Below are 17,505 nucleotides of genomic sequence, written 5' to 3' on the forward strand. Positions count from 1 at the left end.
TTAAACCATATAAGAGCGATCACGCCCTTATATGGCATACAAGAAACAACCTGTTCATGCATAGCCTAAAATACTGGCAAATGCTTGGTCAAGCTCTGCTTTTGCGTCATTTGGTGCGCCCTGATGGCGGTAAGCAATGAACAAATCAGGACGAATCAGCAGCACGCCTTCATCTTCGATATCACGAAGCTTATCCCAATCTCCCCACAGATCTTCCACCTGCTGACCCGGTCCAAAGACATAAGTATTAATCTCAATGCCATACTTAGCGGCGGCAGCTTCGGCAGCATCAATCCATGCCTCCCCGCCAATCCCTGTAAATAAAGCAAATTTACCTTTGCCGGCCAAGTCATAAGTACTGACTTCTTGGTTATTATGATTCACCCAAGCATGTGGCAGGTGCGCGCCTGGCCAAGTGGTTGCATGATAATATAATTCAGGGTCTTTGGTATATTCAGGTTCGGGCGTGCCGTCACTGACAACCGCTTCAGAGCGATATCGCTGCCCAAGCTCCACGCCAAGCGCATTAAATTCGTAATTTTTATGATCTAACGCCTTACGCAGTGCTTCTCGCATGGCTTTGGCTTCTTGGGTATTTTGTTTACGGCGGTCAATATTTTGTTGCATAACGGCTGGATCTTGGGTATTAAGCATGCCAAGCGCCTTAAAAATATGCCCAAATTCACGCGTGCTATTGTTGGCGCGGGTAACAATCTGTTTGGCAACAGGCGCACGCTCTTGGTTGTAACTATCAAGCAGTTTTGGTGCTGCTTGACCTTTTAGCACCATTGCCATTTTCCAAGCCAAGTTATAGGCATCATGGATAGAAGTGTTGCTACCCAAGCCATTGCTTGGTGGATGACGATGAATGGCGTCACCCATACAAAAGACGCGACCTTGACTGACTTTTGTGGCGTACATTTCATTATTAGTCCAAGTGCTGATGGCTTTGATTTTCAAATCAGGCAATGGATCGCCCACAATGTTACGCAAAAGCGCCGCTGCTTCTTCATCACTCATCTGCGGTGCAGGCTGATTAATATCATAACCCCAAACCAGCATCCACTCATTCCACGGTCTAATCATACGCACCAAGCCCATACCAATACCGCCAATATCACAGCCAGGCTGTAGCACCCAATATAAGACACTGGGGCGATGCTCCACAAGCTTACTTAAATCCGCATCGAATAAAATATTCATGCTGCCTGCATGCGCCATTTGACCTTCCATTGGCAAGCCAATGTCTTCGGCAACCTTACTGCGCGCACCATCTGCTCCAATCAAATACTCAGAGCGCACCGAAAACTCCTCGCCACTTAAGCGATCTTTTAAAATCGTTGTGACGCCTGTATCGTCTTGGGTATGGCTGATATATTCTGTATTTAATAATGTATCAGCGCCACGCTTTGCTGCATTACTGAGTAAAATGGGCTCCATGTAAGTTTGTGGAATATCCACAATTTGACATGGGCTTGCCATATCATAATCCGCCTTACGCTTTGGATGCGTGCCCCAAGCGTGCACCCTACCAAGCTCCTCACCACTGATGGCTGTACAAAAGATATTGGTACCCATATATTTTTGGGGAACAGCGACCGACATTGCCTCTTCTTCGCAGCCCATATCTCTTAAAAACTCCATTGTGCGCTGATTGGTGATATGCGCGCGTGGGCTATTAGCGATCCAACGATAGCGAGTGATATTGATATTCTCTATGCCGTAAGTGCTCAGCGCCAATGACATCGCGCCGCCAGCAGGACCGTTACCGATAATCAATACAGGGGTAGTAATTTGTCTCATTCAAAGACCCTCCATGGTGTGAAAATTTCCAAAAGATCAGCCAACGATGGCAATGATCCGATTATTTGGTCTCATTTGACCGATTTAAAATAAAATCAAACTCCAATGTATAAAACGGCGTGTTCTGCATACGGCCATAAGGATCAATCCCTGCCTCATGACGCACCCACTGCGAGATTAATGAAGAGCGCACACCAAATACCGCATCTGATTCTAAATACTCACCACCCTCTTGGAAAACATGGGTCACCAAACGCTCATAACCTTCAGCCGTAATCATAAAATGCAGATGGGCAGGTCGCCATGGATGGCGGTTCAGCACCTGCAGCATCTTACCCACTGGACCATCGTGCGGAATCGGATATGCAGCTGGAACGATGGTTTGAAAATGGTATTCGCCCTGCTCATTGGTAGTAAAAACCGCTCGACCTTCACATCTGCCCAGGTCAGGTTTTTGGACATCATAAAACCCATCTTCATCAGACTGCCAGGCTTCTACTTTGGCGCCTGCAATCACCTCACCTGTAATGGAGCGCACCACACCCTTGACAAACCAAGGAATGCCTTTGACGCCTTCACTCATATTCGCGCCAAGCTCAAGCTCAGGACGAGTAGTGACATAAAAAGGACCAAAAACTGTCGCTTCAGTGCAGCCGTCAGGCTTGCGATGATTTTGGGCAATTACCAAGGTGGATAGCCCCAAAGTGTCTGACAATAAAATAAACTCTTGACGCGTATCGGTACACGTTTGACCTGTCGAAGTTAGAAAATTAATGCCCATTTCCCACTCTTCTTCAGTCAGCTCAACTTCACGCGCAAATTCATGCAAATGCTGAACCAAACTGGTCATGATGGTTTTTAGGCGTGGATTGGGGGTGTTTTTATTACGGTCAATCACTGCTTGCGTGATGGTATTTTCATTGAGATTTTTCATAACTTCTCCTTATTTTTGACTGTACTGTATAAATCGCAGCCCTGTCTTTCCTTGTTCTAAGTCTTATGATAATATTTCAATAAATCCAATTAAAGAGCTTATGAGAAATTATTTATTTCATTATTGAAATAATAATCTTCGACCTACTCATAAAAGACCGCATATATGGACAGATTATTAGCAATGGAAGTGTTCACCAAGACACACGAGCTTGGAACACTTTGGCGCGCAGCTGAGGCGCTCAATATTTCAACCGCAGCGGCTACCAGACTGCTTGCAGGATTAGAATCCCATCTAAATGTCAAGCTCATCGAACGCACCACGCGGCGCAATGCCTTGACACCGATTGGGCATGAATATTATCATCAGTGCAAAGCGTTCATCGCCGAACTCAATGAAACTGAAGCCAAAATCACCGCTTTGTCCTCCGTTGCAGAAGGCACCTTAACCATTGCTTCATCCATTTCATTTGCAAAATTATATCTAGCACCTTTGATTCCTGAATTTCATGAGCTTTATCCAAAAATCACCATCAATATCATCGGCGATAATCGCTATCACGACGTCCTTAATAGTCAAATCGATGTCGCCATCCGCACCCGGGAATTTGAACGCAACTCAAATATCACCGTGCGCAAATTGGCAAGCACTTGTCGCATTTTGGCAGCTTCACCTGCTTATTTATCCAAAAAAGGTATGCCAATTCACATAGAAGATTTGGATGATCATGATCTGCTGATTTATAGTTACGCCAATAATCCTACCGAAATGCATTTTACCCACACAAACGGACAAACCGCCTATTTTAAGTGTCAGCCTCTGCTTGAAAGCAATGATGGGCAAATCATTCGCTCAGCCGCGCTCAATGATGCAGGAATTTTGGTGCAGCCAATGTATGTCATCTATTAAGACATCGTGGCAGGCAGACTTATTCCTGTATTATCACAGTGGCGACTGCCTGAGCTGACCATTAACATAGCTTTTCAAACCCGCCATTATATGCCCATCAAAAACCGTTTATTCATTGAGTTTTTGGTGGATCATTTTGCCAATCAAGGCTATGAAAAACTGTGGAATGCGTCATTTGAATAACAAATAAAAATCTGATATAGCATCAGGTTTTTTATTTGTTATTCAGGTCGAGTGCCATGATAAGCGTCAGTAATAATCTGGGTAATATTGTCTTTATCAAAGGGTCGCGGATTCCAATAAGGATTTTGCATGGCGATATCAGCGGCTTTTTGGATATCCTCTTGGGTAAACTCAAGTGACTGAAGCTTGGTCTCAAGTCCTAATTTCACCTCCAAATCAAACAATGCTTGCCCTGCAGAAACATTGCTCACGCCCAATGCACGAGTGATGATTTTTGTTACCTCGGGGCGCGCCACTTCATTATAGGCGATCGCGTGCGGTAAAATAATGGTATGTGTGGGCGCGTGCGGTAAATTAAAACTACCACCCAAAGTATGACAAAGCTTATGATGCAGTGCCATGCCCACATTACCAAGCACCGTACCGCACAGCCACGCGCCATACAGACATTGGCTGCGTGCCTGCTCATCTTGGTCATCTTCTTTGAGCTTTATCATACCTTGAGCCAAGGCGCGAATGCCCTCTTCAGCAAGTAGCGTCATAATAGGGTTGCCATCTTGGGCATATAACCCTTCAGCGGCATGGGCGATGGCGTTCATACCGCTGGTTAAAGAAATCTCAAGCGGCAGGCTTAAGCTCAGACTTGGGTCATAAATCACCGTTTTGGGGAGCACGCGCATATCTTTGCCAGTTTTTTTGATGCCATTTTCAGTGATGCCATAAATTGGCGTCATCTCAGAACCTGCATAGGTTGTTGGGATGGCAATGATTGGTAGGGAATGTTTTAAGGCAATCGCCTTACCCAAACCGATGGTCGAACCGCCGCCAATCGCTACCGCGCAATCGGCACCCAATTCCTTAGCCAAATCGCTGGCAGCATTCGCTGTCTGGATGGGCACATGCATGACCGCTTGATCAAAAATCGCCACCGCACGATCTTTTAAAATATCTTGTACTTGCTTAGCTTGCCCCACCTGCTCAGGCGTGCACAAAATCAAAGCTTTAGTGCAGCCCAATTTCTCGATTTCATCGGCAAGCTTGTGAATGGCGCCCACGCCAAACACCACACGATTTGGCTGATATTGATAAATAAAACTTCCTAACTGCATTATTTTCTCCTAAATATTTACTTTTGATATCTTAGCCTATCGAAGTTTATGCCATTAATAAACCCCAAAAATAGAAATTATTTATTGCATCACTGAAATAATATTAGAAAAAAACCAATTTTATTACCCATCCAATCAAAAACCCAGCAAATTTTGCTGGGTTTGATAGTCATTCAATTATTCTTTAAAGCTGTCTGGTAAAGGTGGTGATGGCAAACGATGCATCCCACCTGCGACATCACCAAAGCGATCATGCCCATTATTCCAATCTTCAATAGACTTTTCGATGCCTGCTTTGCTTTTATCCACAAAGTTCCACCAAAGCAAAGTCTTATGCGGCAATGGTTCACCACCCAACAACATCACATGTGTGCCAGCTTTGGCAGTGATTTGTACGCGCTGAGCGACTTGGCTTGTCTCAAAGCGCATCAGCTCATCTTGCACAAAAGTCTCACCCTCGTGGGTCACTTCACCGTTGATGATCAAAATGCCATATTCCATGCCTGCCTCAAAAGACAGATTGGCAGTGCCATCTTCGTCAAAGATCACATCCAAGCCCACAAGCTTAGAGTACTGTAAGGTCGGCGCTGTGTAAGTCTCTCCATCGGTATAGCTGCCTGTGGTTAAGGCATAACGAATGCCTTGCGATTGCCAAGTCGGCAAGTCAGGATAGTGATGAAAACTTGGCTGAATCTGTTTATCCATCGGCAGCGCAATCCAAAGCTGCACTGCATGAAAGCGATTGTCTTCATCCACCACACTTTGCTCGGTGTGGCTGATGCCTGTCTCGGGACCTGTCCCTGCGGTCATCAAGTTGACTTGCCCTTTGCGGATAATTTGGTCATAGCCCAAGCTGTCACGGTGTCTAATCTCGCCATGCAGCATCCATGTGAAGGTCTGTAAATTGGTGTGCGGATGGCGCCCCACCTGCATACCTGGCTCGCCTGCCTCAATTTCTGCAGGACCAATATGATCCAAAAAACACCATGCGCCAATTGGCTGCTTGCCTCTATTAGGCAAAAGACGCGCGATAGGAATACCGCCCACTTCCGCAGTTCTGGCAGTCAGTTTTTTAGCACTCATCATCTTCTCCAGTTTGATTTTATCTTTGATTATTATAAGATAAAATGGTTAAATTATCATATCCAAAAATGCAAAAATGACTTGCTAAAATGTTAACAAACGCCATTCATCCGTGGTGGTAACACAGCTCCCACATAAAACACTAAGAGCAGTTTTTGTTCACAATCCTGCTTTAGGCGTGGATGATACTTAGCACAAAGTTCAGCTGATCTTCCAAAACGCGCTGTTTTTGTTTCACCAATAACGCGCCTTGCTCAGCCGTCCAATGATATAAATAGCCCTGCATCAGCCCTTCAAATAACTGATCCGCCACATTCGGCTCATCAGGCAGCTGCGCTAGCGCGCCGACTTTTTTAAGTGCTTTGACAAGATCTTTACAGTTATCATCATGCGCGCCCATGATGACAGGTGTCGCAAGACTGGCAGGCTCAATGGGGTTATGCCCACCGATCGGCACAAATGAGCCACCAACCACCGCAATCTGAGCGACCTGATACCAAGCAAGCAGCTCGCCCATGGTGTCAGCAAGATAAATTTGGGTCTTTGGCGTGATGGACTCATCCATTGAGCGCCGCGCAGTCACAAAGCCGCCTTGTAAGCACATTTGATGGACAGCTTCAAATCGCTCAGGATGTCTTGGCACAAGTATGAGTAGTGCATCGGGCGATTTTTGTAAAAACTTTTTATGGGCACTTAGTGCAATGCTCTCTTCACCATCATGCGTGCTTGCCATCACCCAAACTTGTTTTTTGTGCGCTTCGCGAATCTGAGCCGTTAGGGCTTGAGCAGCGGTGAGCTGTGCTTCACTGAGCGCACTGACACTTGCCCATTTGAGCGAATCGCTTTGGACGATGTCAGTTTTACCAAGCTGCTTAAATCGCTGCACCGACTCGGCATCTTGAGCGATGATGCCATCAAGATTTGCCATCATGGTTTGGCTGACTTTGGCGATTTTGGCATATCCTTGATAGGATTTTTGGGTCAGGCGAGCATTGACCATCATGGTCTTGATGCCCCGTTTGCGGCAAGCATATAAAGTATTTGCCCAAAGCTCAGTCTCAATAAACATCACTGCGATTGGCATGACATGATCCAAAAATGCATCAATCACCTGAGGTCTATCCACAGGCACAAAACTGTGCGCCACGCGTCCTGATCGGATTTGCCCGTCAAATAATCTGGCGGCGCGCTCAAACCCCGTCTGTGTGGTGCTCGTCACCCACAGTCCATAGCCTTGATCCAATAGCCTGCTTAGTAAAGGATAAGCGGTATTAAGCTCACCCAATGAAACAGCATGACACCATATCACACCGAGCGCCCCAGACGGTGGCGGCTGATATTGCTTGGCAAAACGCTCATTGAGCTCTCGCTCAAGCGTTGGCTTGTCTTTGGATTTTTTGATGACCATTTGCCGATAAATGGGTGCAAGTATGGCAGTGGTCAGGCGATAATATAACGGCGGTCGAACAGCATGGGCATTAGACATGGTGATAAGCGGTTTTATGAATAAAACAAGATTGTAACATTTTTGGTAGGATTGATAGAAGATTTATCCCACTCAGTCATGATAAAAATAATAAAAACGGGCAAGTCATCGCCTGCCCGAATTCACAGCCATGGCACTTAAGACACCGTTTGCATATTTTCTAAAAACTCAAGCACGTTTTTGGACGTTGCCTTAGCGGACAGCTCGGTCAGCTTTTGTTTTGCCATGGCTTTATGATCAGGTGTCAGCGTGTACCAGCGCGCCAGTGCGGACAACAGACGGGCTGCCAGCAGTGGATTGGTGCTATCTAAGCGCTCAACCGCCGATAAGTACAAGTCCAGCCCTTCAGCCGTCCACAGCTGCACAGGCTTGGCAGCCAAAGCCCCCAGCGTGGTCCGTACACGATTTGGCGTATTCCAGTCATAGTCTTTACGCTGCATCAGAGCGGCGATGTGTTTTACACTGGTATGATCTGACATGGCTTGTGCACTAAACCAAGCATCAATCACCAAATCTTCATGGCTAAATTTCTCATAAAAATCATGAACATAATTGTCTTTTTGATCTAAATTATGATTGATCATCGCCGTCAAAGCACCCAATCGCTCACTCATACAAGACGCTTGCTCATATTGCTGATAAGCATCATCTTTGACATCATTATCATTTGCCGTCAGGCGCAAATCCAATAAAACATTGCGTAGCAGGCGGCGTCCGCGCGCATCTGGCGTATCTTCATAAGCCTGCATTGGCAGCCTGTGATACCAGCGCTTGGCATCTGCCGACAATCCATCAGCGATAAGCTGATACAGCTCATCCCGACGAGCCTTGACAAAGGCAGGATCATAATTTTCATCATACGCCATGGCAAGCTCTTTTTGGCTTGGCAAATCAAATAGACGCGCTGCCAACATTGGATCGCTATCAATCAGTGCATCAACCGCTTTTTGGATCACATCGACGATCAAATCAGCCTCTTTGGATGTGCCAAATAGCCAGCGGTTCACCAGTGTCTGAAGTGCTTGCCAGCGATTAAATCCTTCGGTCTCAAACGCCACCAAGCGCGCCAAATCCTCATCCGTATAATCAAAATCACTCTTAACAGGTGCCGAAAAATTACGCAATATCGATACCACAGGATGCGCGCCGTCAGACAGCTCAATCCCATCAAACTCAAATACATCACTGTCTTTGGTCAATAGCAGCATTTGACTTGCCAGCATCTCACCTGTCGCGCTATCAAAAATCGCTGTATCCACAGGAATGGGTAGTGCAATCGGCGCATCATAATTAGGCACATGACGAGTTTTTTGAGCCAATTTCACACTCACCTTATCGCCTTGAACATGATAACTGCCTGATACCACTGGCGTGCCTGGCTGACGATACCAAGGCAAAAAATCCATGACGCGTGCATCTGCCACCGACAGAGCCGATAAAAAATCTTCAACCGTCACCGCTTGCCCATCATAGCGCGCAAAATATTCATCCGAGCCTTGACGAAATTTGTCTTTACCTAAGAAATTGGCAATCATACGCACAATTTCTGCGCCTTTTTCATAGATGGTCATCGTATAAAAGTTATTAATCTCAACAAAGCTCTCGGGGCGAACAGGATGCGCCAGAGAGCCTGCATCTTCGGCAAACTGTGCCGAGCGAAGTAGCGAGACATCTTCGATACGCTGAACAGCTTTTGAGCGAAAATCTCCCGAAAAGCTTTGATCACGAAATACCGTAAAGCCCTCTTTGAGACACAGCTGAAACCAGTCGCGGCAAGTGATGCGATTACCCGTCCAATTATGAAAATATTCGTGTGCAATCACCGATTTGACGTGAAAACTGCGCTCATCGGTAGTAGTCTCAGGGCTTGATAACACACAGCTGGTATTAAAAATGTTCAAGCCTTTATTTTCCATCGCGCCCATATTAAACTGACCTGTCGCCACGATCATATAGCGATCTAAGTCATAAGCACGCCCATAATTGTCTTCATCCCATTTCATCGCATCTTTGAGCGCTTGCATGCCCACATGGCATTTATCAATGTCTTGGGCGTCGGCATAAATCTCAAGCAAAACCTCACGCCCCTCCATCGTCGTGTAGCTGTCTTGCATCACTTCTAGATTTGCGATCACCGCGGCAAAAAGATAACTGGGCTTTTTAGTGGGATCGTGCCAAATGGTATAATGGCGATCTTCATCCACCTCACCTGATTCGATCAAATTACCATTGGCAAGCAGCGTCCCAAAACGCTTCGGCGCCTCCAGACGGGTCGTGTATTCTGTCAGCACATCAGGACGATCTGGGAAAAAGGCGATTTTGCGAAACCCTTCTGGCTCACATTGTGTCACAAACATCAGCTCATCGCCTGTGCCTGCTTGATACAGCCCTTCAAGCGTTGTATTGGTTTGCGGCGAGATTTGAACCCAAGTCTCTATCAAAGCAGAATCGGGCGCCTCCAAAATCGTCAAGCCCTCCTCATCCACTTGATAATCTTCTACTGATAGTTCACGCCCATTTAAGCAGATGCTTTTAAGCGTCAAATCTCGCCCAAACAGCTCAAGCTTGCCTGCGTGCGCCCTTGTCATATGAAGACGCGCCCCAACGATGGCATGATCGTCAAATAGGCGAATATCCAAGTCCACTTTTTCCACGGCATAGCTTGGCGGTGTGTAATCTTTAAGATAAATTTTTTGAGGAGTTTGGGTTTTGTTTGTCATATCAATTCACTTTGGTATTTTAACAATTAAAAATTCTATCGAAAATTCCGCCATCTTAACAAAATTTTGCGCATTCGGCAATTTTTGCCAGTGATTCATTCTGGGAATACGCGTGGCGATTTTTCAAGGATTTTTATTAAAAATCTCTTGTAAAAGCGTGATAAATTTGTCATTATATTCACATCTGTGAAAGATTATTACTTGATAATCACTCATTTGACCTTATTTAATTATAACAGTTATAATAAATTACAAGGTGTCCTTATGCCACATCTTAAAGTATCATTCATCGCTGCTGTACTATCTGCTCTTGCCATCACCTCAGGCTGTGCCAGTAAATCAACTGGCAATGTCGTAGTCGCTCCCAATGCACCAACAGGCTATACAGGTCCTGTCTATACGACAGCAGCCCCTTTGGTCGATAATTCTGAAGCGATCAAGGCTGCGGCGGCAAACTTGCCAAGTCTCGTGCATTTTGATTTTGATTCAGATGAAATTAAGCCACAAGCTGCCGCTATCTTGGATGAGCAGGTCAAATTCTTAAGCGCCAACCAAGCCGCACGCGTCTTGGTGGCAGGTCATACTGATGAGCGTGGCAGCCGTGAGTATAATATGTCACTCGGTGAGCGCCGTGCTGCTGCGGTACGCAGTTATTTACTTGCTAAAGGCGTCAGCCAAGCCAATGTAGAGATTGTGAGTTTTGGTGAAGAGCGCCCTATGGCGACAGGTTCTAACGAAGAAGCCTGGTCTCAAAATCGCCGCGCCGAGCTGTCTTATTAATCCCAGCCAATCCAATAAGCTCAAATCAGCCTAAGCCTGTTTTGAGCTTTTTATTTTTCTGATTGCCATGCCCAAGCTTCGCTCCGTCATATTTTTACAGCCTGCGCCGCAAGTGATTATCGCATCTGCACAAATGGCGCAACAAAGCAGTAATCGAGCTCAGCAAAAAAACGCTCAGTCTTTTTGCGTGCGCTTACTGTTACAAATAGTCATGCAACGCTTTGGCATCGTAGGCGAATTTTGTGACCACGCATATCCTTATCACATCCAATCAAGCGATAGGCGTTACTTTGTTAGCTTTAGTCATTCAAAGAATCAAGTTGCGTTAATTATCAGCTTATTACCTTGCGCCATTGACATAGAAGTCAAGGATATTAAGCACAATATAGCTGAGCGATATTTCCACCCTGATGAAATTGAGATGCTCTCTAACTTAAGCTGTATTGATAAGCAGAAGCTCATCAATTTTTTATGGCGATTAAAAGAGTGCCGAATTAAGCTGCTTCAAGATCAACTATATACTGGGATGGGTGCAGATATGACGTCTTATCTTACAGGCATTCAGCTTGATTCAATCAGTTTAATCAAAACCAGTGATCATTATTTATACAATCATCCTGACCTAAAACTAACGGCATTATTTTAATCATCAAATAAAAAAGGCAATGCCTAAGCACTGCCTTTTTTTTAATTAAGCCTAAGCTTAAATTAGAAGCGGTAAGTTACACCAGCTTAAATTAGAAGCGGTAAGTTACACCAACTTTAGCGATTGGGAACCAGTTAGCGTAATCTTTTGCTTCAATATCACGCTCAGCTTGTGCAGCATATGCTTCACGACGAGCATCAGTCCAAGTAGGATCTGCTGGATCATCTTTACCATTTACAGCATTAATGGTAGCATCAACTTTACCCAAGTATGCAGCGCCTACTTCGCCAAATACACCCCAATTGCTGTGAAGATTTGGACGGAAGCCAACAGTCAAGTATGGAGCAAGTTTGTTGCGATGCTCAAGCTTACCTTCCAATGTACCCAATCTCTCAATTGAAACATTCTTGCCGCCGATACGGTAGTAACCACCATTCTCGCTACCAGCAGGATTAGCACGTACATCAATATCGTTATCAGGAACGATCACGCCAGCGCCTACTGTAAACCAGTTGGCTGCAGGGCGCATTTGTACGCCTAGATATGGATTAGAAAAATCAGTCTCAACTTGATAGTTTACGCCATTAGCATCAAAGTTGTCGTTGATAGCTTCAGCGATATCACCGCCAGCCCAACCAGCTTGTAGTTCAACTCTGTCATTAACAGCCCAACCGATATTAGCACCGTAACCCAAAGTACCTACCTCGGCACTAACTGCCGCAGGGCGTACCAAAGTACTAAAAATAGTGCGCGTACCATCAACAACTGTAGCGCCAGTATTGGTTACAACATTTGCCATTGCAGAAGTTGATAGTAGAACTGCAGCAGAAACCACAGATAATTTAACAGCTTTCATAGCTTTCTCCTAAAATCGATACACCAATCTCTCAAAAGGCATATCTCGTTATTGATGGTTACATTTTAATACGATTATTCGTTGAATGTCACCCCTATTTTTATGGTATTTCTATGCCTTTATGTAAATAAACAAGTAAGAAATGTATTACCTATCTATTACCTGATAGAAATGCGTTAGCATTGTTACAATATTTTACAATTATAACATCATTAACAAGTCCACAAAAAATCTCGGCTATTTTATCACAGCTGAATAAAAATTTCAGCGATAGCGATAATTTTTTGTGAACCATCAGTTCGTTTTAATCTGTGTAATTTATTCACGCATAGAGCGGATATCATAGATTCGCAAAGGCGTGATCGTAAAAGTAGTGACCGTTTCAGAAGCCGTGTCAGTCTTTGAAGTAGTTTGACGCTCAATCAGCCATTCAGCAACGCTGATTTTATGAATGACTCCATGCTCACTTAGGCAAGCTGCAATTCGCGCTTGATATAGCAGCTCTTCACATTGAGCGATACCTTCTGAATTTTGGGCGGCAATGGCATATAGCCGCAAATGAAAAATTTCATGATCGGCTGCCTTTTGATCTGTCGATTTATGATCAGAATCTTGAAGATCGGAAGTTGATTGCTGTGACGGGGTATTTTGGGACAGTTTATGCAAATAATGATCTTTGCCGATAGGCTCTATATAAGCCGCTTGCCAAAGTAGCAATGGTGCGGCGTGATCACATTGTGGCGGCGGATCATCAAGCGTGCCGACAGTGAACGTCTGCCAGTCATCACAGCTTTGGGCTGTATAAATTTTGGTGAGATCCTTATTGGCAGCTAACAGTGAGGCAAGCCATGTCTCAGCCTGAGCCATCTGCACAAGACGCTCAGGCGGTAATTGCCACAGGTTCATGGTCGCTTGATCAGCTGTTATCAAAAGCTTGGATTGATTTTGATGATAAAGCACACTTCGCACATCTACAGAATTTTGGCTCATCATGAGTGCTGTCAGCCCACTGATCAACAGCAATATCACCAAAACAGCCAACAATACAAAGCCTGATTGACGCTTGCCATGCGTGCTTATCGGAAGCGCTTTTAGAGTGCTAAGCTGATTGACAGAGTTATTCATGGATGATTCTGCTGCTTTGACTTGTCTTTAGATGATTTTGAAAAACATTGACAAAATTTACAGTCATCATGTGCAGTCTTCTTGGCAAGCCATCATCAGGTGGTGAGATCACGTCATCAAAAATTAAAAAGTCTTGGGTCTTAATTGTATTCGGTGCAGGCGAGCTGCGACTGAGTATGGCAAGCTGAACACCGACAATCGGATAACCATACCAGCGCGCTTGATAGTCTTCGATCGTCATGCTGCGTCTAAGCGTCCCATCATCCACGATCAGCTGCACCCAAAACCCTTCAATATCCGAAAGTATCACATCTCCCTTACCAAGTCCGCGAATGTGATGGGGCTTATCAGTGCCAAATCGTTTGCTGACTTGAGTATCAATGATAGCAGTAATATAGGGCGCACTGATACCGCGTCGATCTCGGGTACTGTCGCGCACGATATCGTCAGTAATGTAGCGCCCTGCATCACAGCGAAGAGACAGCGAGCCATCTGCTTCTGTTTCAACGAAATATCTTTCGATGACAACTTGACCATCTACCATAGTCATGTTGCCGTTTTTTAGGCGCGCTCGTCGTGGACCAAGAACCACATCCCCTTCACAGTCCCACATATCAGCAGGCGCAATATAGCGTATGGTAAGCTGATCGGAGGATTTGGCATAATGACTTGGCAAACCGCCCGTTTGGGAAAGCTGGCGATTAAGATTGATGCTTTGACTGGTGGTGATACCTGTCAGCTCATCCCTGTTTACAAGCACCGCTGGTGCATCCATCATGCCAATGCCTGTCAGTCTAAGCTGCTCGGTCATCGCCGCGATGCCCAAAGTTTCACGATCTATAAACTGTGCAATACTGTATGTCTGGGCGCTATTTTTTGCTGATGACGCATAAAGACTCACCGCCATCAAGATAATGAGTGAACCCAAACCCAAGGCAATCACCAACTCCATCACCGTCATGCCTTGCTGATTTTTGGTCAATAGTATCACTCTCATAAACCATCCATGATGGCGCAGCTTGATGAACTTGTCTTTAAGCCAAATCCATCAGTGGGGCAAGTTTTGATTTGCTCAAAAGCTTGAGCGCCCCATCCTGCAACCCAGCAATGACCCGATTGACACTCGGTGACCGATAGTATGATATGTGCTCGTGCAGCAGCCTGTGCTGACTGTATCGCCAAAGCTTGAGCCTGCTCATCCAAATCGCATCCCATATCACAGCCAGTTGAGATGGCGTGAGCTGCCATATGATAGTTGGCAATGGCTGATTCTGATTGGCTTTGTGCTGTTTGAGCGATCCTTTGGAGTGTTTGAATATAAGCCTGCTTTTGGTCAGGCGTCAATGATCGAAGTGCGTGGTAGTCATTTACCATCAGCTGCACTGCCTGCAAGCGAAGATCGGCATTCTTAGTCTGAATAAGTAGCCGCCCTTGCACCGTCATTAATCCAAGCGCCACCACCGATAACAATAAAAGCGAAACCAATACTTCTATTAGCCCAAAACCGCTTTCATAAGCAGTCATCAAGGGGTCGCGTTTTTTACCATTCATGCGCGATCAAGACCAAAGTCGGCCGATCCGTGCGCCACACAAATCCCGATCATACGCACGGTTTTACGCTGAGTCATCAATAGCTTTGCAACAGCTGCCATAGTGGATCCTGTAGTGACCACATCATCAAATAAGATGATTTGACGATTGGGGACTTGTTGACATAAATAAAAATCGGTCTGGATATTAGTCAGGCGCTCATCTCGGCTTAAGCCGCGCTGATGACGCCTGCCATCATGACGAGCAACCCCTTGCCAAATTGGCAGTTGCCAATGCCAAGCCAAAAATTTTGCCAACATCAGCACTGGATTAAAGCCGCGATGGCGTATGCGATCAGAAGTCGTCGGAATGGGCAAAATTACTGTATTGCCAGCGTGGCAATGCTCAGGCTTGGGTAGTCTAGCCAATAAAGAATACAAACCCAGCAGTGAGCGGGCATCTTCTTTATCCTTAAAATGATTCATCAAAAGATTCACTGGATATTGATAATAACTCGCAGGATATGTGCGCAAAAATTGCTGCTGACTGTCAGGTGTCTTGATACTATGGTTTTGATGTTCGGCATTGGCGTGATTGAGTGGGATTTTTATCGCAGGAATTTGGCGAGGGATGCCACTTTGGCAATGCTCACACATAAAATTCATTTCCACTCTTTTGTAGTCACAGCACACAAGCCCACACAAACAGCAGCGGCGATGCACCCAAAATAGCCAAATCGCCGCCTGATGATGCACCCAAAGCGGCTGATGAAACACAGGCTTAGGCAGGACGCCATGATCGAACGCCTGCTCAAGCTGATGATTTGGGGATGAGTTTATCAAGCCATGTTCCGCATCAGTTTATTCACGGTCTATAAGCCCATCCAGTCATTGAGCATCAGTCCAATACCAAAGCTGGTCGTTTCATGATTATAATCAATGAAAGACTGTCCATAGCCTTGGAATATTTGAAAATAGCCACTGATTCCTTTACCCAAAGGATGTACATAATCTAACTGTAGCGCGCCTTTGCCAGTTTTTGGATTATAGCGCGCTGTCCCTGAGATGTTGCTTTTATTTTCTAATTGATACAAAAAGCGCACATCGCCATAGCCATAATAATCCAAGACATCAGGGTTGTCATCTGGCTGGAGGTGATTACCTTCTTTTAAGATGCGAGCCCACAGGCGCGGCATGACAGTCAGATTACCCCACTCCATGCCTGCCATCAGATAGGCGCGATTCCACGACCGAGAAAGATTTTCGCTCTCACCATTTGAATGATGGACAGCGCCAGCGCCGATCATGCGCAGTTTACCACCCCATGGCAAGTCTGAATATACAGGCTGGGTCAAGAAGATCTCAGGCTGATAATCGTGCACGCGAAATGGTCGAGAATTATCTTCGTTATAAATCTGCCAATGCGACTGCTGAGTGTAACCAAACCACAAGTCTGCATCCGTGCCCAACAAATCTTCGGCCGCCTTCACCTTGACAGAGACTTGGAATTTTAATTCAGGTGCACGAAACTCGTTGGAGGTATAATGTTTTGGCTCAAAGTTTGGCGTGCTTGGGCTGCGATTGGGCTTGCCATTCATAAATAAAGGCAGCACATACATGGGGTTGTGTGGGCGTGATGACCAAAGTGGTGTGTTGTTACGATCTAGGTCAAATGCCAAACTTAAAGGCGTGAACTGCTTTGCCACGCGCTCAAGCTGCTTGGTGTCTTCTTCGGTCAATAAGCCCTGCTCATCACCTGTCAATATCACAGGATCAGAGGTTTCGGTATAAACAACCTGAGGATTACCCTTGAGGGTCTGCCATAGTGTTTCACCCAGCTTAATGGGGCGCTTTGTCTCAATTACTGTGGGATTTTCACCGCGCGCCAATGTATCATAGCATGCCAAACGCATGGCATCTTGGGTCAGCTCCGCGCAGTTCATCAGCATGGTTCTGTCGTCTAAAGCTGCTTTATAAAATCTTTGCTCATCGGCAGCAGATGGCGCTGACTGCGGCGCATCAAAAGCAGGCTTGGCTTTCGTGATGATGGTTGTCACCCCAGGTGCCGATTGTGGCTGAAGTGCTATGGGGCTACTATTGTTAGCTTGAGTATCTGTTGCGCCAGCGTCATCTTGTATCTCTTCAACAAAGGCAACAGGATTAGGTACTGCATGGGCATTTTGAGTGCACATCACGCTCAAACAAGCCAAGACAGATGCAGATAGGGTAGAAAGTGAAATTTTCATGAACTTACTCTAAATAACTCATCTTACCAATCAAAATGAGTGATTTTGGTGATAGGTTTTAAACTCGGCTATCATAGCACAGTCTAAAATCCAAAC

16 protein-coding genes are annotated in these 17,505 nt (G+C 45.5%); 4 read left to right on the forward strand and 12 right to left on the reverse strand.

The window, feature by feature from the left end; genetic code table 11:
- Window positions 1-54: 54 nt before the first annotated feature.
- Complete coding sequence (locus U0021_RS02310) at window positions 55-1,803, reverse strand: FAD-dependent oxidoreductase (protein WP_114800761.1); 1,749 nt, start codon at window positions 1,801-1,803, stop codon at window positions 55-57.
- A 61-nt stretch (window positions 1,804-1,864) separates the two neighbouring features.
- Window positions 1,865-2,737: an intradiol ring-cleavage dioxygenase gene (locus tag U0021_RS02315; RefSeq protein WP_114800760.1), complete on the reverse strand. Its 873-nt coding sequence runs from the start codon at window positions 2,735-2,737 to the stop codon at window positions 1,865-1,867.
- A 165-nt stretch (window positions 2,738-2,902) separates the two neighbouring features.
- Here U0021_RS02315 and U0021_RS02320 point away from each other — a divergent pair, with 165 nt between their 5' ends.
- Together U0021_RS02320 and U0021_RS02325 are read left to right on the forward strand one after the other, a co-directional pair.
- The gene (locus U0021_RS02320) at window positions 2,903-3,646 is read left to right on the forward strand and encodes a LysR substrate-binding domain-containing protein (RefSeq protein WP_264756305.1); all 744 of its coding nucleotides are present in this window, start codon (window positions 2,903-2,905) and stop codon (window positions 3,644-3,646) included.
- Window positions 3,647-3,652: 6 nt separating this feature from the next.
- Window positions 3,653-3,829: a hypothetical protein gene (locus tag U0021_RS02325; protein WP_264756304.1), complete on the forward strand. Its 177-nt coding sequence runs from the start codon at window positions 3,653-3,655 to the stop codon at window positions 3,827-3,829.
- A 38-nt stretch (window positions 3,830-3,867) separates the two neighbouring features.
- Here the strand turns inward: U0021_RS02325 and U0021_RS02330 are convergent, their stop codons facing one another.
- From U0021_RS02330 to pepN, 4 genes are all read right to left on the reverse strand, one after another.
- A complete protein-coding gene (locus U0021_RS02330; RefSeq protein ID WP_114800759.1) occupies window positions 3,868-4,938 on the reverse strand; it encodes a maleylacetate reductase in 1,071 nt (356 codons plus the stop codon).
- Window positions 4,939-5,115: 177 nt separating this feature from the next.
- A complete protein-coding gene (locus U0021_RS02335; RefSeq protein ID WP_114800758.1) occupies window positions 5,116-6,021 on the reverse strand; it encodes a pirin family protein in 906 nt (301 codons plus the stop codon).
- A 172-nt stretch (window positions 6,022-6,193) separates the two neighbouring features.
- Complete coding sequence (locus U0021_RS02340) at window positions 6,194-7,507, reverse strand: 3-deoxy-D-manno-octulosonic acid transferase (protein ID WP_114800757.1); 1,314 nt, start codon at window positions 7,505-7,507, stop codon at window positions 6,194-6,196.
- Between the two features lie 137 nt (window positions 7,508-7,644).
- On the reverse strand, window positions 7,645-10,227 hold the full coding sequence (gene pepN, locus U0021_RS02345; RefSeq protein WP_114800756.1) for an aminopeptidase N: 2,583 nt from the start codon (window positions 10,225-10,227) through the stop codon (window positions 7,645-7,647).
- Window positions 10,228-10,491: 264 nt separating this feature from the next.
- Here pepN and pal point away from each other — a divergent pair, with 264 nt between their 5' ends.
- Both pal and U0021_RS02355 read left to right on the forward strand, forming a co-directional pair.
- Complete coding sequence (pal, locus tag U0021_RS02350; protein WP_114800755.1) at window positions 10,492-11,007, forward strand: peptidoglycan-associated lipoprotein Pal; 516 nt, start codon at window positions 10,492-10,494, stop codon at window positions 11,005-11,007.
- A 67-nt stretch (window positions 11,008-11,074) separates the two neighbouring features.
- Window positions 11,075-11,653 (forward strand): 4'-phosphopantetheinyl transferase family protein, encoded by a 579-nt coding sequence (locus U0021_RS02355; protein WP_114800754.1) that lies wholly within the window; start codon window positions 11,075-11,077, stop codon window positions 11,651-11,653.
- Between the two features lie 91 nt (window positions 11,654-11,744).
- Here the strand turns inward: U0021_RS02355 and U0021_RS02360 are convergent, their stop codons facing one another.
- The 6 genes from U0021_RS02360 to U0021_RS02385 all read right to left on the reverse strand — a co-directional run bounded on the left by U0021_RS02360 (window position 11,745) and on the right by U0021_RS02385 (window position 17,409).
- Window positions 11,745-12,509: a hypothetical protein gene (locus U0021_RS02360; RefSeq protein ID WP_114800753.1), complete on the reverse strand. Its 765-nt coding sequence runs from the start codon at window positions 12,507-12,509 to the stop codon at window positions 11,745-11,747.
- A gap of 318 nt (window positions 12,510-12,827) precedes the next feature.
- Entirely contained in the window at window positions 12,828-13,634 is an 807-nt protein-coding gene (locus U0021_RS02365) for a hypothetical protein (protein WP_114800752.1), read from the reverse strand.
- Window positions 13,627-14,631 carry a PilW family protein gene (locus U0021_RS02370; protein ID WP_114800751.1) on the reverse strand — a complete coding sequence of 335 codons (1,005 nt, stop codon included), beginning with the start codon at window positions 14,629-14,631 and terminating at the stop codon, window positions 13,627-13,629. Before U0021_RS02370 ends, U0021_RS02365 begins: the two co-directional genes overlap by 8 nt.
- Window positions 14,628-15,185 (reverse strand): prepilin-type N-terminal cleavage/methylation domain-containing protein, encoded by a 558-nt coding sequence (locus U0021_RS02375; protein ID WP_114800750.1) that lies wholly within the window; start codon window positions 15,183-15,185, stop codon window positions 14,628-14,630. Before U0021_RS02375 ends, U0021_RS02370 begins: the two co-directional genes overlap by 4 nt.
- A complete protein-coding gene (locus U0021_RS02380) occupies window positions 15,182-16,006 on the reverse strand; it encodes a ComF family protein (RefSeq protein WP_114800749.1) in 825 nt (274 codons plus the stop codon). Before U0021_RS02380 ends, U0021_RS02375 begins: the two co-directional genes overlap by 4 nt.
- A gap of 29 nt (window positions 16,007-16,035) precedes the next feature.
- On the reverse strand, window positions 16,036-17,409 hold the full coding sequence (locus tag U0021_RS02385; RefSeq protein ID WP_114800748.1) for a phospholipase A: 1,374 nt from the start codon (window positions 17,407-17,409) through the stop codon (window positions 16,036-16,038).
- Between the last annotated feature and the right edge of the window lie 96 nt (window positions 17,410-17,505).

It is taken from the genome of Moraxella canis (assembly GCF_034424565.1).
In the GTDB taxonomy this organism is placed as follows: domain Bacteria; phylum Pseudomonadota; class Gammaproteobacteria; order Pseudomonadales; family Moraxellaceae; genus Moraxella; species Moraxella canis.

Coding starts and splice junctions, on each gene's coding strand:
- U0021_RS02310 (WP_114800761.1), bottom strand. CDS start 1,803: ATGAGACAAATTACTACCCCTGTATTGATTATCGGTAACGGTCCTGCT.
- U0021_RS02315 (WP_114800760.1), bottom strand. CDS start 2,737: ATGAAAAATCTCAATGAAAATACCATCACGCAAGCAGTGATTGACCGT.
- U0021_RS02320 (WP_264756305.1), top strand. CDS start 2,903: ATGGACAGATTATTAGCAATGGAAGTGTTCACCAAGACACACGAGCTT.
- U0021_RS02330 (WP_114800759.1), bottom strand. CDS start 4,938: ATGCAGTTAGGAAGTTTTATTTATCAATATCAGCCAAATCGTGTGGTG.
- U0021_RS02335 (WP_114800758.1), bottom strand. CDS start 6,021: ATGAGTGCTAAAAAACTGACTGCCAGAACTGCGGAAGTGGGCGGTATT.
- U0021_RS02340 (WP_114800757.1), bottom strand. CDS start 7,507: ATGTCTAATGCCCATGCTGTTCGACCGCCGTTATATTATCGCCTGACC.
- pepN (WP_114800756.1), bottom strand. CDS start 10,227: ATGACAAACAAAACCCAAACTCCTCAAAAAATTTATCTTAAAGATTAC.
- pal (WP_114800755.1), top strand. CDS start 10,492: ATGCCACATCTTAAAGTATCATTCATCGCTGCTGTACTATCTGCTCTT.
- U0021_RS02355 (WP_114800754.1), top strand. CDS start 11,075: ATGCCCAAGCTTCGCTCCGTCATATTTTTACAGCCTGCGCCGCAAGTG.
- U0021_RS02360 (WP_114800753.1), bottom strand. CDS start 12,509: ATGAAAGCTGTTAAATTATCTGTGGTTTCTGCTGCAGTTCTACTATCA.
- U0021_RS02365 (WP_114800752.1), bottom strand. CDS start 13,634: ATGAATAACTCTGTCAATCAGCTTAGCACTCTAAAAGCGCTTCCGATA.
- U0021_RS02370 (WP_114800751.1), bottom strand. CDS start 14,631: ATGAGAGTGATACTATTGACCAAAAATCAGCAAGGCATGACGGTGATG.
- U0021_RS02375 (WP_114800750.1), bottom strand. CDS start 15,185: ATGAATGGTAAAAAACGCGACCCCTTGATGACTGCTTATGAAAGCGGT.
- U0021_RS02385 (WP_114800748.1), bottom strand. CDS start 17,409: ATGAAAATTTCACTTTCTACCCTATCTGCATCTGTCTTGGCTTGTTTG.